Genomic DNA, 16,973 nt, shown 5'->3' on the forward strand with positions numbered 1-16,973 from the left:
CGACAGGCAGGAGGCAGGCGCGTGGTGCTGGTGTCCGATGAGGTGCGGGAAGCGGTGGCGGCGGGCCGGCCGGTCGTGGCCCTGGAGTCGACGATCATCGCGCACGGGCTGCCGCGCCCGCGCAATCTGCGGGTGGCGCTCGAACTCGAAGAGCTCGTACGCGCCGAGGGAGCGGTCCCCGCGACGATCGCCGTTCTCGACGGAAACCCCCAGGTCGGCCTGGACAAGGGCCAGTTGGAGCGGATCGCGACGCAGGACGGCATCCGCAAGCTGAGTCACCGCGATCTGCCGCTCGCCGTGGCGACGGGTGCGAGCGGGGCGACGACCGTGTCGGCGACAGCGCTGCTCGCGGCGCGCGCGGGGGTACGGGTGTTCGCCACGGGTGGGCTGGGCGGGGTGCACCGGCGGTGGACGGAGACGCAGGACGAGTCGGCCGACCTCGGGCTGCTCGCGCGGACGCGGATCACCGTGGTGTGCGCGGGCGTCAAGTCGATCCTGGACGTACCGGCGACCCTTCAGCGCCTGGAGACCCTGGGAGTGCCGGTGGCCGGGTACGGAACCGGTCGCTTCCCCGGCTTCTATCTGTCCGACTCGGGCCATCCGGTGGACTGGACATTGCGCGGTCCGGCCGAGGTGGCCGGGGTGATGCGGGCTCAGGACACGCTGGGCGGGACCGAGGCCGCGCTGATCGTGGCGAACCCGGTGCCCGAGGCGGAGCAGCTCGATCCCGCGCTCCACGCGCGCGTGCTGGACGATGCGCTGCACGCGTGCGACGCCGAGGGCGTCACGGGGCAGGCGGTCACGCCGTTCCTCCTGGACTACCTGGTACGGCACACGGACGGCGCCTCACTGGAGGCCAATCTCGCGGCGGTACGCGGCAACGTACGGCTCGCGGCGCGCATCGCGGCGGCCTGGGCGCGGCCGTGAGCGGAACACTCCTGGTCGTCGGGGACGTCGTCACGGACATCGTGGCCCGGCACGACGCCCCGCTCGCGGCGGGCACGGACACGGCGGCGGAGATCCGTACGCTGCCGGGGGGCGCGGGGGCGAACGTGGCGTGCTGGGCGGCCCATTCGGGCTGCCCGGATGTGGCGTTGCTCGGGCGGGTCGGCGCGGACTCGGCGGCCTGGCACGAGGAGGCGCTCACGCGCGCGGGGGTGCGTCCCCGGCTCGTCGTCGACCCGGAGGCGGCGACCGGCACGGTGATCGCGCTGGTCGACACGGGAGCCGGCGCCGAGCGGACGTTCCTCACGGACAGCGGGGCCTCGCTGCGCCTCTCCCCCGCCGACTGGTCCGCGGACCTGCTCGGCGGGGTCGCGTGGCTGCATCTGTCCGGGTATCTGTTCTTCTCCGCCGAGGGGCGCGGCCTGGTCGCGGCGGCGCTGGCCTCGGCCCGCGCGCGTGGGGTGCCGGTGAGTATCGATCCCGCTTCGGCGGGCTTCCTCAGGGAGCTGGGGCCCGACCGGTTCCTGGCGCTTGCCAAGGGCGTGGACGTCCTGCTGCCCAGCAGGGACGAGGCGGAGCTGCTGAGCGGCGTCGGAAACGCGGAGGTCGCGGCGGCGAAGCTCAGTGGGTGGTTCCCCCTGGTCGTCGTCACGTCGGGGGTCGCGGGAGCGGTGGTGGCGCAGGGCGGGGCGGTACGCGCGCGCGTGCCGTCGCTGCCGGCGGTGGCGCGGGACTCGACGGGGGCGGGCGACGCGTTCACGGGCGCGTTCCTCGCCGCGTGGGTGCGGGGCGCCGGGCCACGGGAGGCGGCGACGGACGGTTGCCACGCGGGGGCGCTGGCGGTGGCGCGGGTGGGGGGCCGACCGCCGCCGCGCTGAGAGCGACCCGGCCGCCCACGAACGGGAGAACGGCGGACGTCCTAGGCCCGCTTCCGTCCCCAGGCCGAGATCAGCGGCGCCGTCGCCAAGTCCATCGTGCCGGTCGCGACATCGGCCAGGTGGCGGTCGATCTCCTCATCCGTGGCGTGGCCCGCGCGGACCAGGGACTCGCGGATCTGCTGGAACGTGGCCGTCTCCAGGGCCTCGCACGCCTCGGACGTCAGCGGGAAGTACGCGTCGGCCTCCACCTGGTGCAGGCCCGCCTCCCGCAGCAGCCTCGGCAGCCTGCGGCCGTACGACAGGTCGGCGCCGCGCTCCGCGAGCAGCTTGCGGAAGCCGCGGCGGAGCCGGTTCGCCAGCTCCTCGGCGGGGCCGTGCTCGTCGGGGCAGGCGAGCGGCTGGAGCGCAGGGTCGGCGTCCTCGACGAGCAGCCGTCCGCCGGGCCGCAGCGCGCGCAGCATCGACTTCAACGCCCGCTCCCTGTCGGGCACATGGACCAGGACGAGCCGGGCGTGGACCAGGTCGAAGCCCTCGGCGGGCGGCTCATCGGCGGCCACGTCGTGGCGGCGGACCTCGATGGGGGAACGGGCGGCGGACGTCTGCCACGAGGTGTCGATGTCGGTGGCGAGGACCCGGCCGGTGGGGCCGACCTTCTTGGCGAGCCAGGAGACCACGGAGGTGCCGCCCGCGCCGACCTCCCAGCAGCGCCAGCCGGGGCCGATGCCCAGCCGTTCGATGTGCCGGAACGTCGTGGGGTCGAAGAGGGTCGAGAAGGCGTCGAAGCGCCGGCCCGCCTCTTGCTGCTGGTTGTCCAGGAGATAGCCCTCGGATCGCGTCATGTCGCGATCATCCCAGTTGTCCTGCCCGGTCCCGGGAGGCGGTTCCGCGCGTTCCGAAGGGGAGCCTTCCGTTCCCCCAGGGGCCGTGGGCGTTGTCGCCGTGAGCTGGCAGACTGGCCCGCCGAGTCACCACAACACGATGTCACACCGCGCAAGGAGCCCCGCATGTCGATGGCAGGCAACCTGCGGAAGGTCGGAGATCTCCGAAAGGTGTCCGACCTGCGCAAGGTCGGACGCCTGAGAAAAGTGGCGCGCCTGGCCCGGCGGCACCCCCGCGTCGACCTGAGCCACCCCGCCCGCTCGCCGCTGGGTTCCGCGGTCGTCAAGTGCGTGACGTACCGGGACGGCGTCCGTGAGCAGGCCGGGCGCGATCTCGTGGACGCGGTCGACCGGGTCCGCAAGTCCGACGACGGCTTCGTCTGGCTGGGGCTGCACGAGCCGACGGAGCTGGAGTTCGCGGACATCGCCGAGCTGTTCGACCTGCACCCGCTGGCCGTAGAGGACGCGGTGCACGCGCACCAGCGGCCGAAGGTCGAGCGGTACGGCCAGACGCTGTTCGCCGTGTTCAAGACCGTCTGTTACGTGGAGCACGCGGAGCTGACCGCGACCAGTGAGGTCGTCGACACCGGCGAGATCATGGTGTTCATCGGCCGGGACTTCGTGATCACTGTGCGGCACGGGAGGCACGGCTCGCTGGGCCCGGTGCGCGAAGGCCTGGAGGCGGACCCGGAGCAGCTCGCCAAGGGCCCGGCCGCTGTGCTGCACGCGATCGCCGACCATGTGGTCGACGACTATCTCACCGTGATCGACGCCGTCCAGGCCGACATCGACCAGGTCGAGGCGGATGTGTTCGCCGAGGACGGCGCGCGCACCGACCCGGGCCGGATCTACCAGCTCAAGCGCGAGCTGCTGGAGCTGAAGCGGGCCGTCGTGCCGCTCGCCCGGCCGATAGAGGAGCTCTCGGGCCGCCCCTTCCAGGTGGTGGCGCCGGAGATACAGGCGTACTTCCGGGACGTCTCCGACCATCTGCTGAGGGCCGCCGAGCAGATAGCGTCCTTCGACGAGCTGCTGAACTCGATCCTGCAGGCCCATCTGGCGCAGGTCACGGTGGCTCAGAACGAGGACATGCGCAAGATCACGGCCTGGGCCGCGGTCGTGGCCGTGCCGACCATGGGCTGCGGCGTGTACGGGATGAACTTCGACCATATGCCGGAACTGCACTGGCAGTTCGGGTATCCGCTGTTCCTGGGCGTGATCGCGAGCATCTGTTTCGTCCTGCACCGCGCCTTCCGGCGCAACGGGTGGCTGTGACCCGTCGCGGCGGACAGCGGGCCGTTCTCGGTGGCGGCGGGCCGCTTTCTGGAGAAGTGGCCCGCCGGAGCGTGCTCTCCGGGGTCAGCTCTTGGCGTAGACGCTCTCGACCCAGGCCGACATCTGGTCGTCGGACAGGTGCGCCGCGAGGTCGGCCTCGCTGATCATGCCGACGAGGCGCTTGTTCTCGATGACGGGCAGCCGGCGGATCTTGTGGCCCTGCATCTCCTGGAGGACCTCTTCGACGTCGGCGCCCGAGTCGATCCAGCGGGGCGTCCCCTGCGCGAGGTCACCCGCGGTGATCTCGGAGGGGTCGTGGCCCACGGCCACGCAGCCGATCACGATGTCGCGGTCCGTGAGGATCCCGCAGAGGCGTTCGTTCTCGTCGCTGATGGGCAGCGCGCCCACATTCAGCTGACGCATGAGCTGGGCGGCGCGGTCCAGGGTCTCGTGAGCGGGGATCCACTGCGCACCGCGGTGCATGATGTCTCCGGCGGTGGTCATGGGCTACCTCCCGGTGCCGGTGGCCGGCGCAGCACGGTTGCGCCGCAGGTCCCGGCGCAACTCATTCTTCCCGCCCTGCCTCGGGCCCGCACCTGGGAGCGGACCCGCCCGACACATGAGCGCGCCCGTCACGAGGGCAGCCCGCCCCAGGCCGGATGCCGGGGGTCGTCCGCCCGGACGACCACGTCCGCCGTGCCGGCCGGGTCGGTCTCGCTGTCGTAGCGCTCGAAGGCCGGCAGCGTCCACTGCTCGCCCTCGGGTGTACGGCGTCGCAGCGCGCCCGGCGACAGCTTGAGGTGCACGGTCAGGTCGAACGGGAACCAGTGCCCCATGAGCAGAGGCCCGTGCAGCAACAGAACGCCGCCGGGCGGCAGTTCGACGTAGGAGCTGCGCGTCGCGCGGTCGGCCGCCGGGTCCCACAGGTCCGGCAGGACGCGTCCTGTGCCGCCCGGTTCGAGCGGCCCGAAGACCTCGCGCCACAGCGCGGCCGTGTCGAACCAGCCGCTGTAGTAGGCCTCCACGTCCTCGCGCCCGTACTCGAAGCGCAGTGAGGCGGGCCGCAGGAAGCCGCCGGTGTCCACGGCGAGCGAGGGGCGTCCGCGCACCCGCAGCGCCTCCCCGACCAGTGCGGCGAGGTCACCGGGGCGGGCGGCCGGCGGGCCGTCGATGGCGATACGGGGCCACGGACTCCCGTCGCCCGGCTTGAGTTCGAGCAGCCTCTGGGCGAGGGCGTCGACGAGCCGTTCCCAGGTGATCGCTTCGAGTCGCACGCGCCTCATGATGCCTCGCCCGCCGCAGGGGAGCCGAGGGGGACCCGTACCCCTGCGACGCGTTCTCGCCCGCGCGCGGGGAATGAACCGCGTATGACCGCCAAGGCCCGGCCCGACCGGGCCCCCCGACGCCGGACTCCCCCGCCGCACACCGGCCTCGGCGGGCCGGTCGTCGTGCAGCCGCTGAAGCGCCGGCAGTGCGCGGAGTGTCACCGGGCGCCGCTGGACCTGCTGACCCTGGAGGACGGGGCGCCGCGCTGTCTGGACTGCGCGGACCTCGGGCATCTCGTGTATCTGCCGCGCGGCGACTGGGCCCTCACCCGCCGTGCCAGGGAAGGGAGTTCGCTGTCGGCAGTGGTCGTTCGTTTCCATCGGCGGCGCGGCCGGTACGAGCGCCAGGGTGTTCTCGTGGAGGAGGAGGCGCTCGCCCGCGCCGAGGAGCGGTGTCTGGCGGACGCCGATGCGCGGGCGAGGCGCCGGGCGCGGGACGCGGCGCGCAGGGCGGCACAGGACGTGTCGTTCACGGCCGCGTTCGCGCGGGAGATCCTGCGGCTCTTCCCCGGCTGCCCGCCGGACCGGGCGGAGGCCATCGCGGCGCACGCGTCCCTGCGCGGCAGTGGCCGGGTGGGGCGCAGCGCGGCGGGCCGCGCCCTGTCCCGGGCCGCGGTGACGGCGGCGGTGCGGGCGGCGGTGCGGCACACGGAGACCGCGTACGACGCGTTGCTGATGAGCGGGGTGCGGCGGGGCGAGGCCAGGCGGAGAATCGGGGGGCAGGTGGAAGCCGTACTCGCTGCATGGCGCGCGCGGGAATCGTGAGAGGTGTGTATGCCGCACGGTGGCGGCCGTCTCGTCCGTGCGGCAGGATCTTGAGCGGACCGCGAGGCCAACGGCGTCGCCGGCAGGGGGGAGTTGTGATGATCGAGGGACCGTACTTCGTGCTCACCGTCCTGGGCGTGCTCGCCTGCGGGGTGTCGGCGGGCGTGTTCATCGCGTTCTCGACCTTCGTGATGAAGGGGCTCGCGGCGCTCCCGCCCGCGCAGGGCATCGCGGCGATGCAGGCGATCAACGTGGCCGCGGTCAACCCGGCGTTCATGGTGGTGTTCCTGGGGGCCGCGGCGCTGTGCGTGGTGCTTGCCGTCGTGACGTTCGTGCTCTGGCCGGAGCAGGGCACCGTGGAGCTGCTGCTCGGCAGCGCGCTCCAGCTCGCGGGCGCGTTCGGCGTGACCGTCGCCGCGAACATCCCGCGCAACGACGCGCTCGCGAAGCTCGACCCCGAGGCGCCGGACAGCGAGGAACCGTGGCGCAGGTATGTGTCCGAGTGGCTGATGTGGAACCACATCAGGGGTGGTGCGTCGCTGGCCGCGTCGGCCTCGTTCATCCTTGCCCTGACCTGAGCCTTCGCGTCCTGCCGCACCCCTTGCCGGCGCCCCTGCGCACCGGGGGAAACGGACGTATCGTGGCGAGAAGGACTCGGCAAGGGAGACGGCCATGGCCGACCCCAAGGGCTTTCTCACCACTCCCCGGCAGGACTGGCCACGCCGCCCTGTCGGCGAACGGGTCCAGGACTGGGACGAGGTGTACGTCCCCGGGGCGCTCCTGCCGATCGTCGAGGCGCAGGCCGACCGCTGCATGGACTGCGGCGTCCCGTTCTGTCACGAGGCGTGTCCGCTCGGCAACCTGATCCCGGACTGGAACGACCTCGTGTCGCGGGACGACTGGCGGGCGGCGAGCGACCGGCTGCACGCCACGAACAACTTTCCCGAGTTCACCGGGCGCCTGTGCCCCGCGCCGTGCGAGGCGGGCTGCGTCCTGGCGATCAACCAGCCGGCCGTGACCATCAAGAACGTCGAGGTCGCCATCGCCGACCGCGCCTGGCAGGACGGCCTCGCCCCGCCCAATCCGCCCGAACGGCTGTCCGGCCGCACGGTCGCCGTGGTCGGCTCGGGCCCGGCGGGGCTCGCGGCCGCCCAGCAGCTGACGCGCGCGGGGCACACGGTCGCGGTCTTCGAGCGGGACGACCGGCCGGGCGGACTGATGCGGTACGGCATCCCCGCTTTCAAGATGGAGAAGCGCCATCTGGACCGCAGGCTGGCGCAGTTGAGGGACGAGGGGGTGCGTTTCCGTACGTCGACGGAGGTGGGCCGTGACATCGGCGCCGCCGAGCTGCGGTCCCGCTTCGACGCGGTGGTCCTGGCGGTCGGCGCCACGGCCTGGCGCGAACTGGAGGTTCCGGGGCGGGAGTTGGACGGGATCGTGCAGGCGATGGAGTATCTGCCGCTGGCCAACCGCGTGTGCGAGGGCGACCTGGACGCCTCTCCCCTGTCGGCCGCAGGCAAGCACGTCGTGATCGTCGGCGGCGGCGACACCGGCGCCGACTGCCTGGGCACGGCGGTGCGCGAGGGCGCCGCGTCCGTCACGCAGCTGGACATCTACGGGCAGCCGGGCGCCGAGCGCGACGAGCTGGCCGAGCCCTGGCCGACGTATCCGAAGATCTACCGGATGTCCGCCGCCCACGAGGAGGCCGGGGAGCTGCGGACCGCGCCCGCGGCGCACGTTGACGCGCGCCTCTTCGCGGCGTCCACGCTGCGTTTCGAGGGGGACGAACGGGGCCGGGTGAGGGCGTTGCATCTCGTCGAGGTCGACGAGACGCGGCGGCCCCGGGAGGGTACGTCCCGGGAGCTGCCCGCCGATCTGGTGCTGCTCGCCCTCGGCTTCTCGGGGCCCGAGCGCGGGGCCGGCGGCCCGGTCGGCCAGCTCGGACTGGCCGTGGAGGAACGCGGCATGCTCGCCCGCGACGCGCGCTTCACGACCTCGGTGCCCGGCGTGTTCGCGGCCGGGGACGCGGCCCGTGGCCAGTCGCTCATCGTGTGGGCGATCGCCGAGGGCCGCTCGGCCGCCGCCGCGGTGGACCACTGGCTGACCGGCTCGACGCGGCTGCCCGCGCCGATCGGGCCGTACGACCGTCCGATGACGGCCTGAGGCCGCCGCCGGTCGGCGCGCGTCGTTCATTTGCGCTCGTCGGTGCCCGCGACCTTGGCGGTCGACAGGGCGATCCGGTTCCAGGTGTTGATCGTGAGGATCAGGGACAGGACGTGGGCCAGCTCCTGCTCGTCGAACTGGGCGGCGGCCTCGGCGTAGACGTCGTCGGGGACGCCGCCGTCGGCCACGAGCGTGACGGCCTCGGTGAGCGCGAGCGCCGCGCACTCCCGGGCGCTGAAGAAGTGCCGGGCCTCGCGCCACACGGCCACCATGTGCAGCCGGTCCTCGCTCTCGCCGGCCTTGCGCGCGTCGTTGGTGTGCATGTGGAGGCAGTACGCGCAGTGGTTGAGGTGCGAGGCGCGGATCTGGATCAGCTCGACCAGGGCCGGGTCGAGGCCCTCGCGGGCGGCGGCGTCGAAGCCGATGAGGGAGCGGAAGACCTTGGGCGCGGCCTTCGCGAAGTCGATGCGGCCGGCGGAGTGGGAGTGGGTGTTCGCCGCGGTGATCGTGTTCGTCGTCATGACCATGAATCTACGGGCCGGATAGACCTCTTGTAGGGTGCATTTCCATGGCGGATTCATGGGTCAATTCTGCGGAGCGCGTCGGCGCCGACCTGCATCTTGACTTGTCCGGGGCGGGTAGCCGCAGGGCCGCTCTCATGGGGGCCCTGCGCGACGCCGTCCGCTCGGGGCGGCTGGCTCCTGGCACCCGGCTGCCGCCCTACCGTTCGCTCGCCGCCGATCTCGGCGTCGCCCGCAACACGGTCGCGGCCGCGTACGCGGAGCTCGTCGCCGAGGGCTGGCTGACCGCGCGGCAGGGCTCGGGGACGCGTGTCGCCGAGCGGGCCGGGCCGCCCGCCCCCGGCCGCGTCCCGAAGAAGGGTCCGGCCCGCGCACACGGGCCACGCCACGACCTCCGCCAGGGCACACCCGACGCGTCGTCCTTCCCGCGCGCGGATTGGGCGGCCGCGTACCGGCGTGCGCTCCAGGCCGCGCCGAACGAGGCGTTCGGGCCGGGCGATCCGCAGGGCCGCGCCGAGCTGCGGGTGGCGCTCACGGAGTATCTGGCCCGCGCGCGCGGCGTGCGGACGGAGCCGGACCGCATCGTGATCTGCTCCGGCTTCGCGCATGCCCTGCGGCTTCTGTTCAACGGCCGGGTGCTGCGCGGACAGCTCGCCGTGGAGTCGTACGGACTCGGCTTCCACCGCGAGATCCTGACGGCGGCGGGGGTGCGGACGCTTCCTCTGACGCTCGACGAACACGGCGCGCGCGTCGGTGAGTTGACGGCCGGCGCGGGCCGGGCGAGGGCGGCGCTGCTCACACCCGCGCACCAGTTCCCCACGGGCGGCCCGCTGCACGCGGAGCGGCGTACGGCGGCCGTCGACTGGGCACGCGCGCGTGGCGGGCTGATCGTGGAGGACGACTACGACGGCGAGTTCCGCTACGACCGCAGGCCCGTCGGCGCGGTGCAGGGCCTCGACCCCGAACGGGTGGTCTATGTCGGCTCGGTGAGCAAGAGCCTGTCACCGGCGCTGCGGCTCGGCTGGATGGTGCTCCCGCGGGAGCTGGTGGGGGATGTCGTCGCGGTGAAGGGCGAGCGGGAGGCGTGGGCGAGCGTGCCGGACCAGCTGGCGCTCGCGGACTTCCTGGTCTCGGGGGCGTACGACCGGCATGTGCGGCGGATGCGGCAGCGGTACCGGGGTCGGCGCGACCGGCTGGTGGAGGCGCTCGCCCGGCGGGCGCCCGGGGTGGCGGCCACCGGGATCGCGGCCGGGCTGCACGCGGTGCTGCGGCTGCCCCCGGGGACCGAGCGGTCCGTGGTCAAGGCCGCCACGTGGGGCGGTGTCGCCCTCGATGGCCTCGCGGAGTTCCGTCATCCGCAGGCGACGATGCCGCACACGGACGGGCTGGTGGTGGGGTACTCGACGCCGTCGGACCATGGCTACGGCGCCGCGCTGGACGCCCTGTGCGGGGTGCTGCCACCGGACTGAGACCCCACCTCGGGGTTCACGGCTCGCGCACCCGTCCGCTCCGCTCACGAGAGCAGGAAGTCCGCCGCCCCGGCCTTCGCGCCCTCGATGAACGCGGTGATCTCGCCCGGGGTGTAGATCAGGGCGGGGCCGTCCGGGTCGGCCGACTGGCGCATCGCGACCCGGCCGTCGGCCAGCTTCATCGCTTCCACGCAGTTGCCGCCGTTGCCGCCGCTCCAGGGCTTGTGCCAGCCCTCGTTGCCGAGTTCGCGGGCGGGCATCCCGTTGTAGATGACCTCACCGTCGACCCCTCGTATGCGGGCCTTGATCCGATCCATTCACAGCTCCTTGCGGAGATCCCGGAGGATGTCCTTTGTGCGGTGTGCCGTCGCGGCATGTGCCGCCATGCGGTCCATGACCTCCAGGTGGGTGGCCACCTCGGGGCGTGCGTCGAGATAGACGGCGCCGGTCAGGTACTCGCTGTAGACCATGTCCGGCAGTTCTGACATGGCAAATCGGAACAGCACGAAGGGGCCGTACGTGCCGGGGTGCGGGCCGGAGGCGAACTCGGCGATCTGCAGCGTCACGTTGGCCAGCTCCGTGACTTCGAGGAGCCGGTCGATCTGGCCGCGCATCACGTCGGGCCCGCCGACCGGGCGGCGCAGCGCGGTCTCGTCCATGACCATCCACAGGCGCGGGGCGTCCTCACGGGTGATCAGCTCCTGACGCTGCATCCGGAGCGCGACATGCCGCTCGACGACGCCGGGGTCCTCGGCGAGGGCGCGGCCGACGGCTCCGGAGCGCAGCACGCCACGCGCGTAGTCCTCGGTCTGCAGAAGCCCGGGAACGAAGTGGGGCTCGTACGACCGGATGAGGCTGGCGGCGCCCTCCAGGCTCACGTACATCGAGAACCAGCCGGGCAGGATGTCGTGGAACCGCTGCCACCAGCCGGGCTTGTTGGCCTCTTCGGCGAGCGTGACGAAGGCGTCCGCCTCTTCGTCGGTGACGCCGTAGGACTTCAGGAGGAGCTGGAGGTACGGGATCTTCAGGCCGACCTCGGCCATCTCCATGCGGCGGACGGTGGCGGGGGCGACGCGCAGGACCTTCGCGGCCTCCTCGCGCTTGAGCCCGGCGCGTTCGCGCAGGTCCTGGAGGCGCCGGCCGAGGACGACCTGGCCAACGGTCGGAGCGGACCGCGGTTCGCTCACGCCCCCTACCTCCCCGTCGTCCCTGTGGTCCTTTTGCGGTCGCGCGTGTGGCCGCGCTCCCAAGGGGAAACCGGGCTGCCCCGACGCCCGGTCATTCCGGGCAACTTCCCTGAAATCGTCGGCATTTTCGCCATGAAGGGCGCCGTACGGCACACCGCCGTCAGCAGTGTGCCATGGCTCGGCGCCCGAGCACACTGCACTCTGCACATTTCAGAGTGGCTCTTGCCAAGTGTTCACGACGGGGAGATAGTGGCAAGCGTGACTCCGTCCGTGCCGTTAGGAACAGAAGTCGGCGAAGCTACGCTCGGTGACGAAACCGGTGCGCGCTCCGGCGCCGCGTCCGTGCGCCGCCGCAGCAGCTTCGAACTGGCTCCCCACCCGGGCTCTGCCGCTCAGGCCCGGAAGCTGACGCGCGCCCACCTCAACGGCTGGGCAGTGTGCGATGACACCTGCGACGCGGCCGCCCTGGTCATCTCCGAACTGGTCACGAACGCGATCGTCCACACCGCGAGCAGCCGCATAGTGTGCGAGCTCCACGACGGTGACGACCGGGTGCGGATAGCTGTGCGTGACGAGGGCTGGGCCCCCGGCGAGCCGCATCCCGCCCGCCGTGTCGCGCCGGAGGAGGAGCACGGGCGTGGCCTGCTGCTCGTGGCGGCGGTGAGTACCGCGTGGGGCGCGCAGGAGACCGGCCCCGGACTCCTCGTGTGGGCCGAGCTCGCACGCGACGCGGACAGCGCGCAGGACGCGAACGCCGCCCAAGAACACTCCGCCGTCGCGGGACTCCATGGGATTCCCAGACCGCACCGCAGCGGTGAACCGCACACCGGCGGAGCGCCTCACTCCCCCGACACGGGACCGGGCACCGAACGAGGCCCGGCTTTCGACACAGACCAGTTCGAGTCAGAGTTCGAGACGGGGTCCCGCACCGGCTTCGGGCCGGCCGCCGGCCCCGGTACGGGGACAGGGGCGGGAGCCGGGTGGGTGTGGTGACGACGCGCACGACGGATCTCGACTCGCTGGTCCGCTTCTCACGGCAGCGGCAGATCCTGCGGACCGCCCCGCTCAGGCTCGCCGTCCCCGACGGCATGACCGCGCCGCTCGGCTGCGACGCCGTCGCGGTCCCCGAGGCATGCGGGCGCGCCATGGTCGCGCGGCTGCCGCGGATGGGCTGCGTGTACGCCGACGGTGACCGCTGGTGGTGGATCGTTCCCTCGGACTCGGATGTCGCCCTGGAGTGGCCGGCCCCGGCCAGCTACACGACCGGCGCGCTGGTGCCGGACGCGCGGCGCGCGCCCGGACTCATCCACCGGCCCGACGGCAGCGTCCCCTACACCCCGCCGATCCCGCTCTATCTCGCGCTGTGCCGGGTCACCGGCACGACGCCCGCCTGGTCCCGTTCGATCGGCGCGGGCGCGGCCGACGCCGCCTGAACCGCACGCTCCACCGGATCAGCCCGCGGCGACCTCCGCGCGCGGCACGATCACCAGGAAGGCGTCCGTCGCGAGGTCCATGACGACCTCAGCGGGCCGACCCTCCAGACGCCGGTCGCGCGCGAACTCCTCGGCCGGCCACGACCCGCGCGGCCCTCCCGCGGGAAAGCGTTCAAGTACCACTCGTCCGTCGATCATCGTGCACCCTGCCCCCGTCGTCGTACGTGCGCTGTCGCGCGTTCTTATGGAGAAGAACGCCCGCGAGGCGCCCGGGGGCTCGCAACGTGACGACACTGACATCGAGTTGAGACGCGCAGCGCCGCTACGCCGGTCCAATCGGCCGCCGAGTCAGTCCAGATACTCGTCGTGATAGCGGACCCGCGCGCTGCTCGCCGGGGCTCCGAGCGCCGACGCCCGCCCCCGCGGCTCCTCCCACGCCTCCTGCCGGCCGAGCGCGGTCAGGTCGAGCAGGTTGTTGACGGAGCCGATGCCGTCGAGGCCACGGCCCGTCGTGGAGTACGTGTGGTAGACCCGGTCGCCGTCGCGCAGGAAGCAGCTGAGCCCGGGCAGGTCGCGGGGCCCCTCGTCGGACGCGAAGCCGAAGTCCTGGTTGAAGTCGCTCGTGGCCGACGAGTACCAGGGCATGGTCCAGCCCATGCGGGCCTTGAACGGCAGGAGTTTGGTGAACGGCGCGCGCGACACGGCCGCGAACTCCGTACCCCTGGCGCGCAGATGGGAGAGGTGGCCGATCTGGTCGAGGAACGCGGAGCAGCCGGGGCAGCCCGCGTCCTGGTCCGGGCCGAACATGAAGTGGTAGACGACGAGCTGGGAGCGGCCCTCGAACAGGTCGAGAAGCTCCGCCTTGCCGTCGGGCCCCTCGAAGACGTACAGCTTCTCGACCTCCACCATGGGCAGTTCGCGGCGCTGCGCGTTGAGCGCGTCGCGGGCGCGGGTCGCCGCCTTCTCCCTGGCGAGCAGTTCTTGGCGCGCGCCGAGCCACTCCTCGCGGGTGACGACGTCCGGCAGCCCCATGGGTCCTCCTCTGGTCGGTACTCCTCGGGTGGTTGACCGGGGGGCTTCGCGTAACTCATCGCTCGGCGGCAGAAATCCTTCGCACTTCTTTTGGGGGATCCGTTGTGTTCGCTGAGCATGCACTGTTGTCCGCTGACGCCGACACCACCACAATGCACATGTCAAAACCGGTAGTTGTCGGTTTCAGCAAGCAACGGGAGAGGACCCCCACATGAACAAGCCTCTCGTCGGTGCGGTGTTCGGCCTGCTCCTCATAGGAGCAACAGCCGCGCCCGCCACGGCAGTCGGAGCCCAGCACGAGGCCAAGGTCAAGGCAAAGGCGGTCACCTTCGCCGGGACGGTGGCGCTCAGCAACTGCTCCGGTTCGGTCGTCCGCGTGCCGGACTCCCAGCCCACGGACCCGGCCCTGGTCATGTCCAACGGGCACTGCCTCGAGAGCGGTTTCCCCGGCCCGGGCGAGGTCGTCGTCGACCAGCCGTCGTCCCGCACCTTCAGTCTGCTCGACTCCGCGGGCAGCAAGGTCGCGACGCTGCGCGCGGACAAGATCGCGTACGGCACGATGACGGACACGGACGTCTCGCTCTACCAACTCACCAGCACCTACGAGCAGATCGAGAGCTCGTACGGCATCAAGGCCCTCGAACTGTCGGCCTCGCACCCCACGGCCGGCACGGCCATCACGGTCGTCTCCGGCTACTGGAAGAAGACCTACAGCTGCAGCATCGACGGCTTCGCGTACCGCCTCAAGGAGGGCGAGTGGACCTGGAAGGACTCGGTCCGCTACACCTCCACGTGCAACACGATCGGCGGCACCTCGGGCTCCCCCGTCGTCGACCAGGCGTCCGGCAAGGTCGTCGCGGTCAACAACACGGGCAACGAGGACGGCGCCCGCTGCACGGACAACAACCCGTGCGAGGTCGACGAGAACGGCACCGTCACGGTCCGCAAGGGCATCAACTACGCGCAGGAGACGTACGGGATCGTGCCGTGCGTCGGGATCGGCAACAAGATCGACCTGAGCGCGGCGGGCTGTGAGCTGCCCAAGCCGTAACTCTCCCGCCTAGGCAGCGAGTTCCGCGAGCAGCGCGTCGATCCGTTCGGCGTGCTGCTCCGGGACACGGCCCGTGTCGTCGAGGTGCACGGCGCAGGACGTGGTCGTGTCGACGAGGGCTTCGAGGGTGACGGCTACGTCCTCCGTGCCGGCCGTGTGCCGGGCGAGCGAGGGAAGTTCGGCGGCGGCGAGGTCGATCGCGGTGCGCGCCTCTGCGAGCGCGCGGTACGCCTCGCGGCGCAGCGTCCACCGTCCGGCGCGGTCGTCGGACCCGCTGAGCACATGGAGAACGTAGGCCTGCGCGGCCTCGCCGGCGGTGGCCAGGCGCGTACGGACGGCGCCGCCGCCACGGCCCGGCACAGGCAGCGGCAGGTGGCCCACGCAGAGCACGATCGCGCACGCGAGCAGCGTTTCCCCGATCCGGGCCAGGGCCATCTGCGGTTCTCCGCCCACCATCACGAGGGACAGCACGAAGACGGTCACGACGGCAGTCTGGGCGGCGAAGTGCCGTGTGCCCACGGGAATCAGCGCGCCGCCGAGCACCACGAGCGCGACGGGCCCCGCGGGGCCGGGCAGCAGCGCAGCGAGCCCCGCGAAGAGCGCCGCTCCGAACACCGTCCCGAACGCCCGGCACAGCACGCGAGAGGCGAGCGGCCCGAGGTCCGGCTTGACGAGGAAAACGGCGGTCGCGGGCAGCCAGTACCAGTGGGCGTTGTGGAGGAGCTGGGCGACGGCGGCACCGGCCCCGAAGCAGAGCGCCACCCGGATCCCGTACTCGCGCCCGGCGGGGCCGACGACTCTGCGCAGGGCGGTGACGGGGGTGCGGCGGCGGGTGTGCAGCGGCTGGGGCCCGGCTTCGCGCGGCCGGTCGTCGAGGCCGGTGGCACTCGCGGTGACAGGGACCGGGGCGATACGGGTCCGGCCACGTACGGGTCCGTCGAAGGCCACGGCCGCGTGCAGCAGCGCCTCGTCCAGCGCGCGCAGGGCCGCGTCGGAGCGGGCGGGTGCCGGCAGCGGGCCGCACGGCTGCGCGGTACGGACGGCGTCGGCGAGGCGCCACAGACCCTCCGACGCGCGGGCCGGGAGAGGGCTTCCCGCCCAGGCGAGGGCGGTGGCCGCCTCGCCGAGCGGCAGGGCGGCGGCGTACTGCGCATGGAGGCGGCGCTCTTCACCGGAGCCCGCGAACCGGCGCAGACGCGGTCCCGACAGGGCGTCCTGCGCGTGATCGAGCGCGGCGGTCAAGGCGGCGCGTTGTGCGGTGGCCCGGGGTGAGCCCGCCGCGTCGACGAGCCCGGCGACGGCCGCGTACACCTGGGCGACGGCGGCGCGTTCGCCGTCGAAACGGTACGCACCTGCCCCACTCGGCGACGGCAGCACGCCCCGCAGCACGAGGAGCCAGCCTGCGCCCGCGAGGAACAGCAGGGCCCGCTGCCAGCCGGCCTCCGGCAGCGGCATGCCCGCACCGATCGCGACGGCGACGAGGAGTTGTGTCCCGCAGGCGGACGCGATCGGCCCGACGGCGCTGAGGGCGCCGCCCGCGAACCCGAGCAGCGCGAACACGCCGACCAGCGCGGCGGAACCGGCATGCGCGCCGACCCACGTACCGAGGGCGAGTCCGCCCGCACCGACCAGGGCAGGGACCCCGATCCGGGGCACCGAGGCGCGACGGCTGCCGGGCCGGTCGTTGATTCCCGCGAACATGGCACCGAGCGCGGCGAGCACCCCGGCGGAGGGACGGCCTGCGAGCAGGGCCACGACGAGGAGTGGCCCGGCGGCGAGTGCGCCGCGCACGACGGCGCTCCATGGGACGGGGCCGCGCTGGGCGCGCAGCGCGTGGCCGAGCCAGGGCGGAAGGGGGCGGAGGGCGGTGCGCACGGTGCTCCTGTCGGCGGGTCCGGGGCGGGGGTGTGCCGCGGGACGACGTCGGCCTGGGCTGATGCGTCAATGGTAGGTGGCGTATTCGGAGGGAAAGGTACGTGCGCGTTTCCACGATGTGACGATGTGCGGGACTTCGTGCGGGACTCCTCGGGACGGGCCCGCCGCAGGTCACCCGG

The 16,973-nt window shown here is 72.8% G+C and carries 19 protein-coding genes; 10 read left to right on the plus strand and 9 right to left on the minus strand.

Going from position 1 to position 16,973, the window contains the following annotated elements:
* The first annotated feature begins 21 nt into the window (after positions 1–21).
* Together ACY0PA_RS12325 and ACY0PA_RS12330 are read left to right on the plus strand one after the other, a co-directional pair.
* Complete coding sequence (locus ACY0PA_RS12325; RefSeq protein WP_473084659.1) at positions 22–927, plus strand: pseudouridine-5'-phosphate glycosidase; 906 nt, start codon at positions 22–24, stop codon at positions 925–927.
* Positions 924–1,823 carry a carbohydrate kinase family protein gene (locus ACY0PA_RS12330; protein ID WP_473084660.1) on the plus strand — a complete coding sequence of 300 codons (900 nt, stop codon included), beginning with the start codon at positions 924–926 and terminating at the stop codon, positions 1,821–1,823. Before ACY0PA_RS12325 ends, ACY0PA_RS12330 begins: the two co-directional genes overlap by 4 nt.
* A gap of 41 nt (positions 1,824–1,864) precedes the next feature.
* Here ACY0PA_RS12330 and ACY0PA_RS12335 read toward each other — a convergent pair whose 3' ends face one another.
* The gene (locus ACY0PA_RS12335; RefSeq protein ID WP_473084661.1) at positions 1,865–2,662 is read right to left on the minus strand and encodes a methyltransferase domain-containing protein; all 798 of its coding nucleotides are present in this window, start codon (positions 2,660–2,662) and stop codon (positions 1,865–1,867) included.
* 165 nt (positions 2,663–2,827) lie between these two features.
* Between ACY0PA_RS12335 and ACY0PA_RS12340 the strand changes: the two genes are divergently transcribed.
* Positions 2,828–3,973: a magnesium and cobalt transport protein CorA gene (locus tag ACY0PA_RS12340; protein WP_473084662.1), complete on the plus strand. Its 1,146-nt coding sequence runs from the start codon at positions 2,828–2,830 to the stop codon at positions 3,971–3,973.
* A gap of 84 nt (positions 3,974–4,057) precedes the next feature.
* Here ACY0PA_RS12340 and ACY0PA_RS12345 read toward each other — a convergent pair whose 3' ends face one another.
* Positions 4,058–4,477 carry a CBS domain-containing protein gene (locus tag ACY0PA_RS12345; RefSeq protein ID WP_473084663.1) on the minus strand — a complete coding sequence of 140 codons (420 nt, stop codon included), beginning with the start codon at positions 4,475–4,477 and terminating at the stop codon, positions 4,058–4,060.
* A gap of 128 nt (positions 4,478–4,605) precedes the next feature.
* Entirely contained in the window at positions 4,606–5,256 is a 651-nt protein-coding gene (locus tag ACY0PA_RS12350; protein ID WP_473084664.1) for a nucleoside/nucleotide kinase family protein, read from the minus strand.
* An 84-nt stretch (positions 5,257–5,340) separates the two neighbouring features.
* On the opposite strand from ACY0PA_RS12350, the gene ACY0PA_RS12355 reads away from it, so the two are divergent.
* From ACY0PA_RS12355 to ACY0PA_RS12365, 3 genes are all read left to right on the plus strand, one after another.
* Positions 5,341–6,063, plus strand: coding sequence for a DUF2293 domain-containing protein (locus ACY0PA_RS12355; protein ID WP_473084665.1), 723 nt, complete (start codon positions 5,341–5,343; stop codon positions 6,061–6,063).
* Positions 6,064–6,161: 98 nt separating this feature from the next.
* Entirely contained in the window at positions 6,162–6,641 is a 480-nt protein-coding gene (locus ACY0PA_RS12360; RefSeq protein WP_473084666.1) for an anthrone oxygenase family protein, read from the plus strand.
* A 94-nt stretch (positions 6,642–6,735) separates the two neighbouring features.
* Positions 6,736–8,226: a glutamate synthase subunit beta gene (locus ACY0PA_RS12365; protein WP_473084667.1), complete on the plus strand. Its 1,491-nt coding sequence runs from the start codon at positions 6,736–6,738 to the stop codon at positions 8,224–8,226.
* A gap of 26 nt (positions 8,227–8,252) precedes the next feature.
* Here ACY0PA_RS12365 and ACY0PA_RS12370 read toward each other — a convergent pair whose 3' ends face one another.
* Positions 8,253–8,747: a carboxymuconolactone decarboxylase family protein gene (locus ACY0PA_RS12370; RefSeq protein ID WP_473084668.1), complete on the minus strand. Its 495-nt coding sequence runs from the start codon at positions 8,745–8,747 to the stop codon at positions 8,253–8,255.
* Positions 8,748–8,794: 47 nt separating this feature from the next.
* Between ACY0PA_RS12370 and pdxR the strand changes: the two genes are divergently transcribed.
* On the plus strand, positions 8,795–10,216 hold the full coding sequence (pdxR, locus tag ACY0PA_RS12375; protein WP_473084669.1) for a MocR-like pyridoxine biosynthesis transcription factor PdxR: 1,422 nt from the start codon (positions 8,795–8,797) through the stop codon (positions 10,214–10,216).
* A gap of 44 nt (positions 10,217–10,260) precedes the next feature.
* On the opposite strand, the gene ACY0PA_RS12380 is transcribed toward pdxR, so the two are convergent.
* Positions 10,261–10,533: a DUF397 domain-containing protein gene (locus ACY0PA_RS12380; RefSeq protein ID WP_399970244.1), complete on the minus strand. Its 273-nt coding sequence runs from the start codon at positions 10,531–10,533 to the stop codon at positions 10,261–10,263.
* Positions 10,534–11,403, minus strand: coding sequence for a helix-turn-helix domain-containing protein (locus ACY0PA_RS12385; protein WP_473084670.1), 870 nt, complete (start codon positions 11,401–11,403; stop codon positions 10,534–10,536). It lies immediately after the preceding gene.
* 270 nt (positions 11,404–11,673) lie between these two features.
* Here ACY0PA_RS12385 and ACY0PA_RS12390 point away from each other — a divergent pair, with 270 nt between their 5' ends.
* A complete protein-coding gene (locus tag ACY0PA_RS12390; protein ID WP_473084671.1) occupies positions 11,674–12,396 on the plus strand; it encodes an ATP-binding protein in 723 nt (240 codons plus the stop codon).
* Positions 12,384–12,836 (plus strand): hypothetical protein, encoded by a 453-nt coding sequence (locus ACY0PA_RS12395; RefSeq protein WP_473084672.1) that lies wholly within the window; start codon positions 12,384–12,386, stop codon positions 12,834–12,836. The genes ACY0PA_RS12390 and ACY0PA_RS12395 overlap by 13 nt, the downstream gene beginning before the upstream one ends.
* 18 nt (positions 12,837–12,854) lie before the next feature.
* Here ACY0PA_RS12395 and ACY0PA_RS12400 read toward each other — a convergent pair whose 3' ends face one another.
* Positions 12,855–13,034 (minus strand): hypothetical protein, encoded by a 180-nt coding sequence (locus ACY0PA_RS12400; RefSeq protein WP_473084673.1) that lies wholly within the window; start codon positions 13,032–13,034, stop codon positions 12,855–12,857.
* Between the two features lie 150 nt (positions 13,035–13,184).
* Positions 13,185–13,868 carry a DUF899 domain-containing protein gene (locus ACY0PA_RS12405; RefSeq protein ID WP_473084674.1) on the minus strand — a complete coding sequence of 228 codons (684 nt, stop codon included), beginning with the start codon at positions 13,866–13,868 and terminating at the stop codon, positions 13,185–13,187.
* A 211-nt stretch (positions 13,869–14,079) separates the two neighbouring features.
* On the opposite strand from ACY0PA_RS12405, the gene ACY0PA_RS12410 reads away from it, so the two are divergent.
* Positions 14,080–14,919: a S1 family peptidase gene (locus ACY0PA_RS12410; protein WP_473084675.1), complete on the plus strand. Its 840-nt coding sequence runs from the start codon at positions 14,080–14,082 to the stop codon at positions 14,917–14,919.
* Positions 14,920–14,928: 9 nt separating this feature from the next.
* On the opposite strand, the gene ACY0PA_RS12415 is transcribed toward ACY0PA_RS12410, so the two are convergent.
* Entirely contained in the window at positions 14,929–16,794 is a 1,866-nt protein-coding gene (locus ACY0PA_RS12415) for an FUSC family protein (RefSeq protein ID WP_473084676.1), read from the minus strand.
* Positions 16,795–16,973 lie beyond the last annotated feature (179 nt).

It is taken from the genome of Streptomyces sp. DS1-CR2, assembly GCF_055760475.1.

Excerpts from the sequence above, each read along its gene's own strand:
- ACY0PA_RS12335 (WP_473084661.1), bottom strand. The coding sequence starts at position 2,662 with ATGACGCGATCCGAGGGCTATCTCCTGGACAACCAGCAGCAAGAGGCG.
- ACY0PA_RS12340 (WP_473084662.1), top strand. The coding sequence starts at position 2,828 with ATGTCGATGGCAGGCAACCTGCGGAAGGTCGGAGATCTCCGAAAGGTG.
- ACY0PA_RS12345 (WP_473084663.1), bottom strand. The coding sequence starts at position 4,477 with ATGACCACCGCCGGAGACATCATGCACCGCGGTGCGCAGTGGATCCCC.
- ACY0PA_RS12350 (WP_473084664.1), bottom strand. The coding sequence starts at position 5,256 with ATGAGGCGCGTGCGACTCGAAGCGATCACCTGGGAACGGCTCGTCGAC.
- ACY0PA_RS12355 (WP_473084665.1), top strand. The coding sequence starts at position 5,341 with ATGACCGCCAAGGCCCGGCCCGACCGGGCCCCCCGACGCCGGACTCCC.
- ACY0PA_RS12360 (WP_473084666.1), top strand. The coding sequence starts at position 6,162 with ATGATCGAGGGACCGTACTTCGTGCTCACCGTCCTGGGCGTGCTCGCC.
- ACY0PA_RS12365 (WP_473084667.1), top strand. The coding sequence starts at position 6,736 with ATGGCCGACCCCAAGGGCTTTCTCACCACTCCCCGGCAGGACTGGCCA.
- ACY0PA_RS12370 (WP_473084668.1), bottom strand. The coding sequence starts at position 8,747 with ATGACGACGAACACGATCACCGCGGCGAACACCCACTCCCACTCCGCC.
- pdxR (WP_473084669.1), top strand. The coding sequence starts at position 8,795 with ATGGCGGATTCATGGGTCAATTCTGCGGAGCGCGTCGGCGCCGACCTG.
- ACY0PA_RS12380 (WP_399970244.1), bottom strand. The coding sequence starts at position 10,533 with ATGGATCGGATCAAGGCCCGCATACGAGGGGTCGACGGTGAGGTCATC.
- ACY0PA_RS12400 (WP_473084673.1), bottom strand. The coding sequence starts at position 13,034 with ATGATCGACGGACGAGTGGTACTTGAACGCTTTCCCGCGGGAGGGCCG.
- ACY0PA_RS12405 (WP_473084674.1), bottom strand. The coding sequence starts at position 13,868 with ATGGGGCTGCCGGACGTCGTCACCCGCGAGGAGTGGCTCGGCGCGCGC.
- ACY0PA_RS12410 (WP_473084675.1), top strand. The coding sequence starts at position 14,080 with ATGAACAAGCCTCTCGTCGGTGCGGTGTTCGGCCTGCTCCTCATAGGA.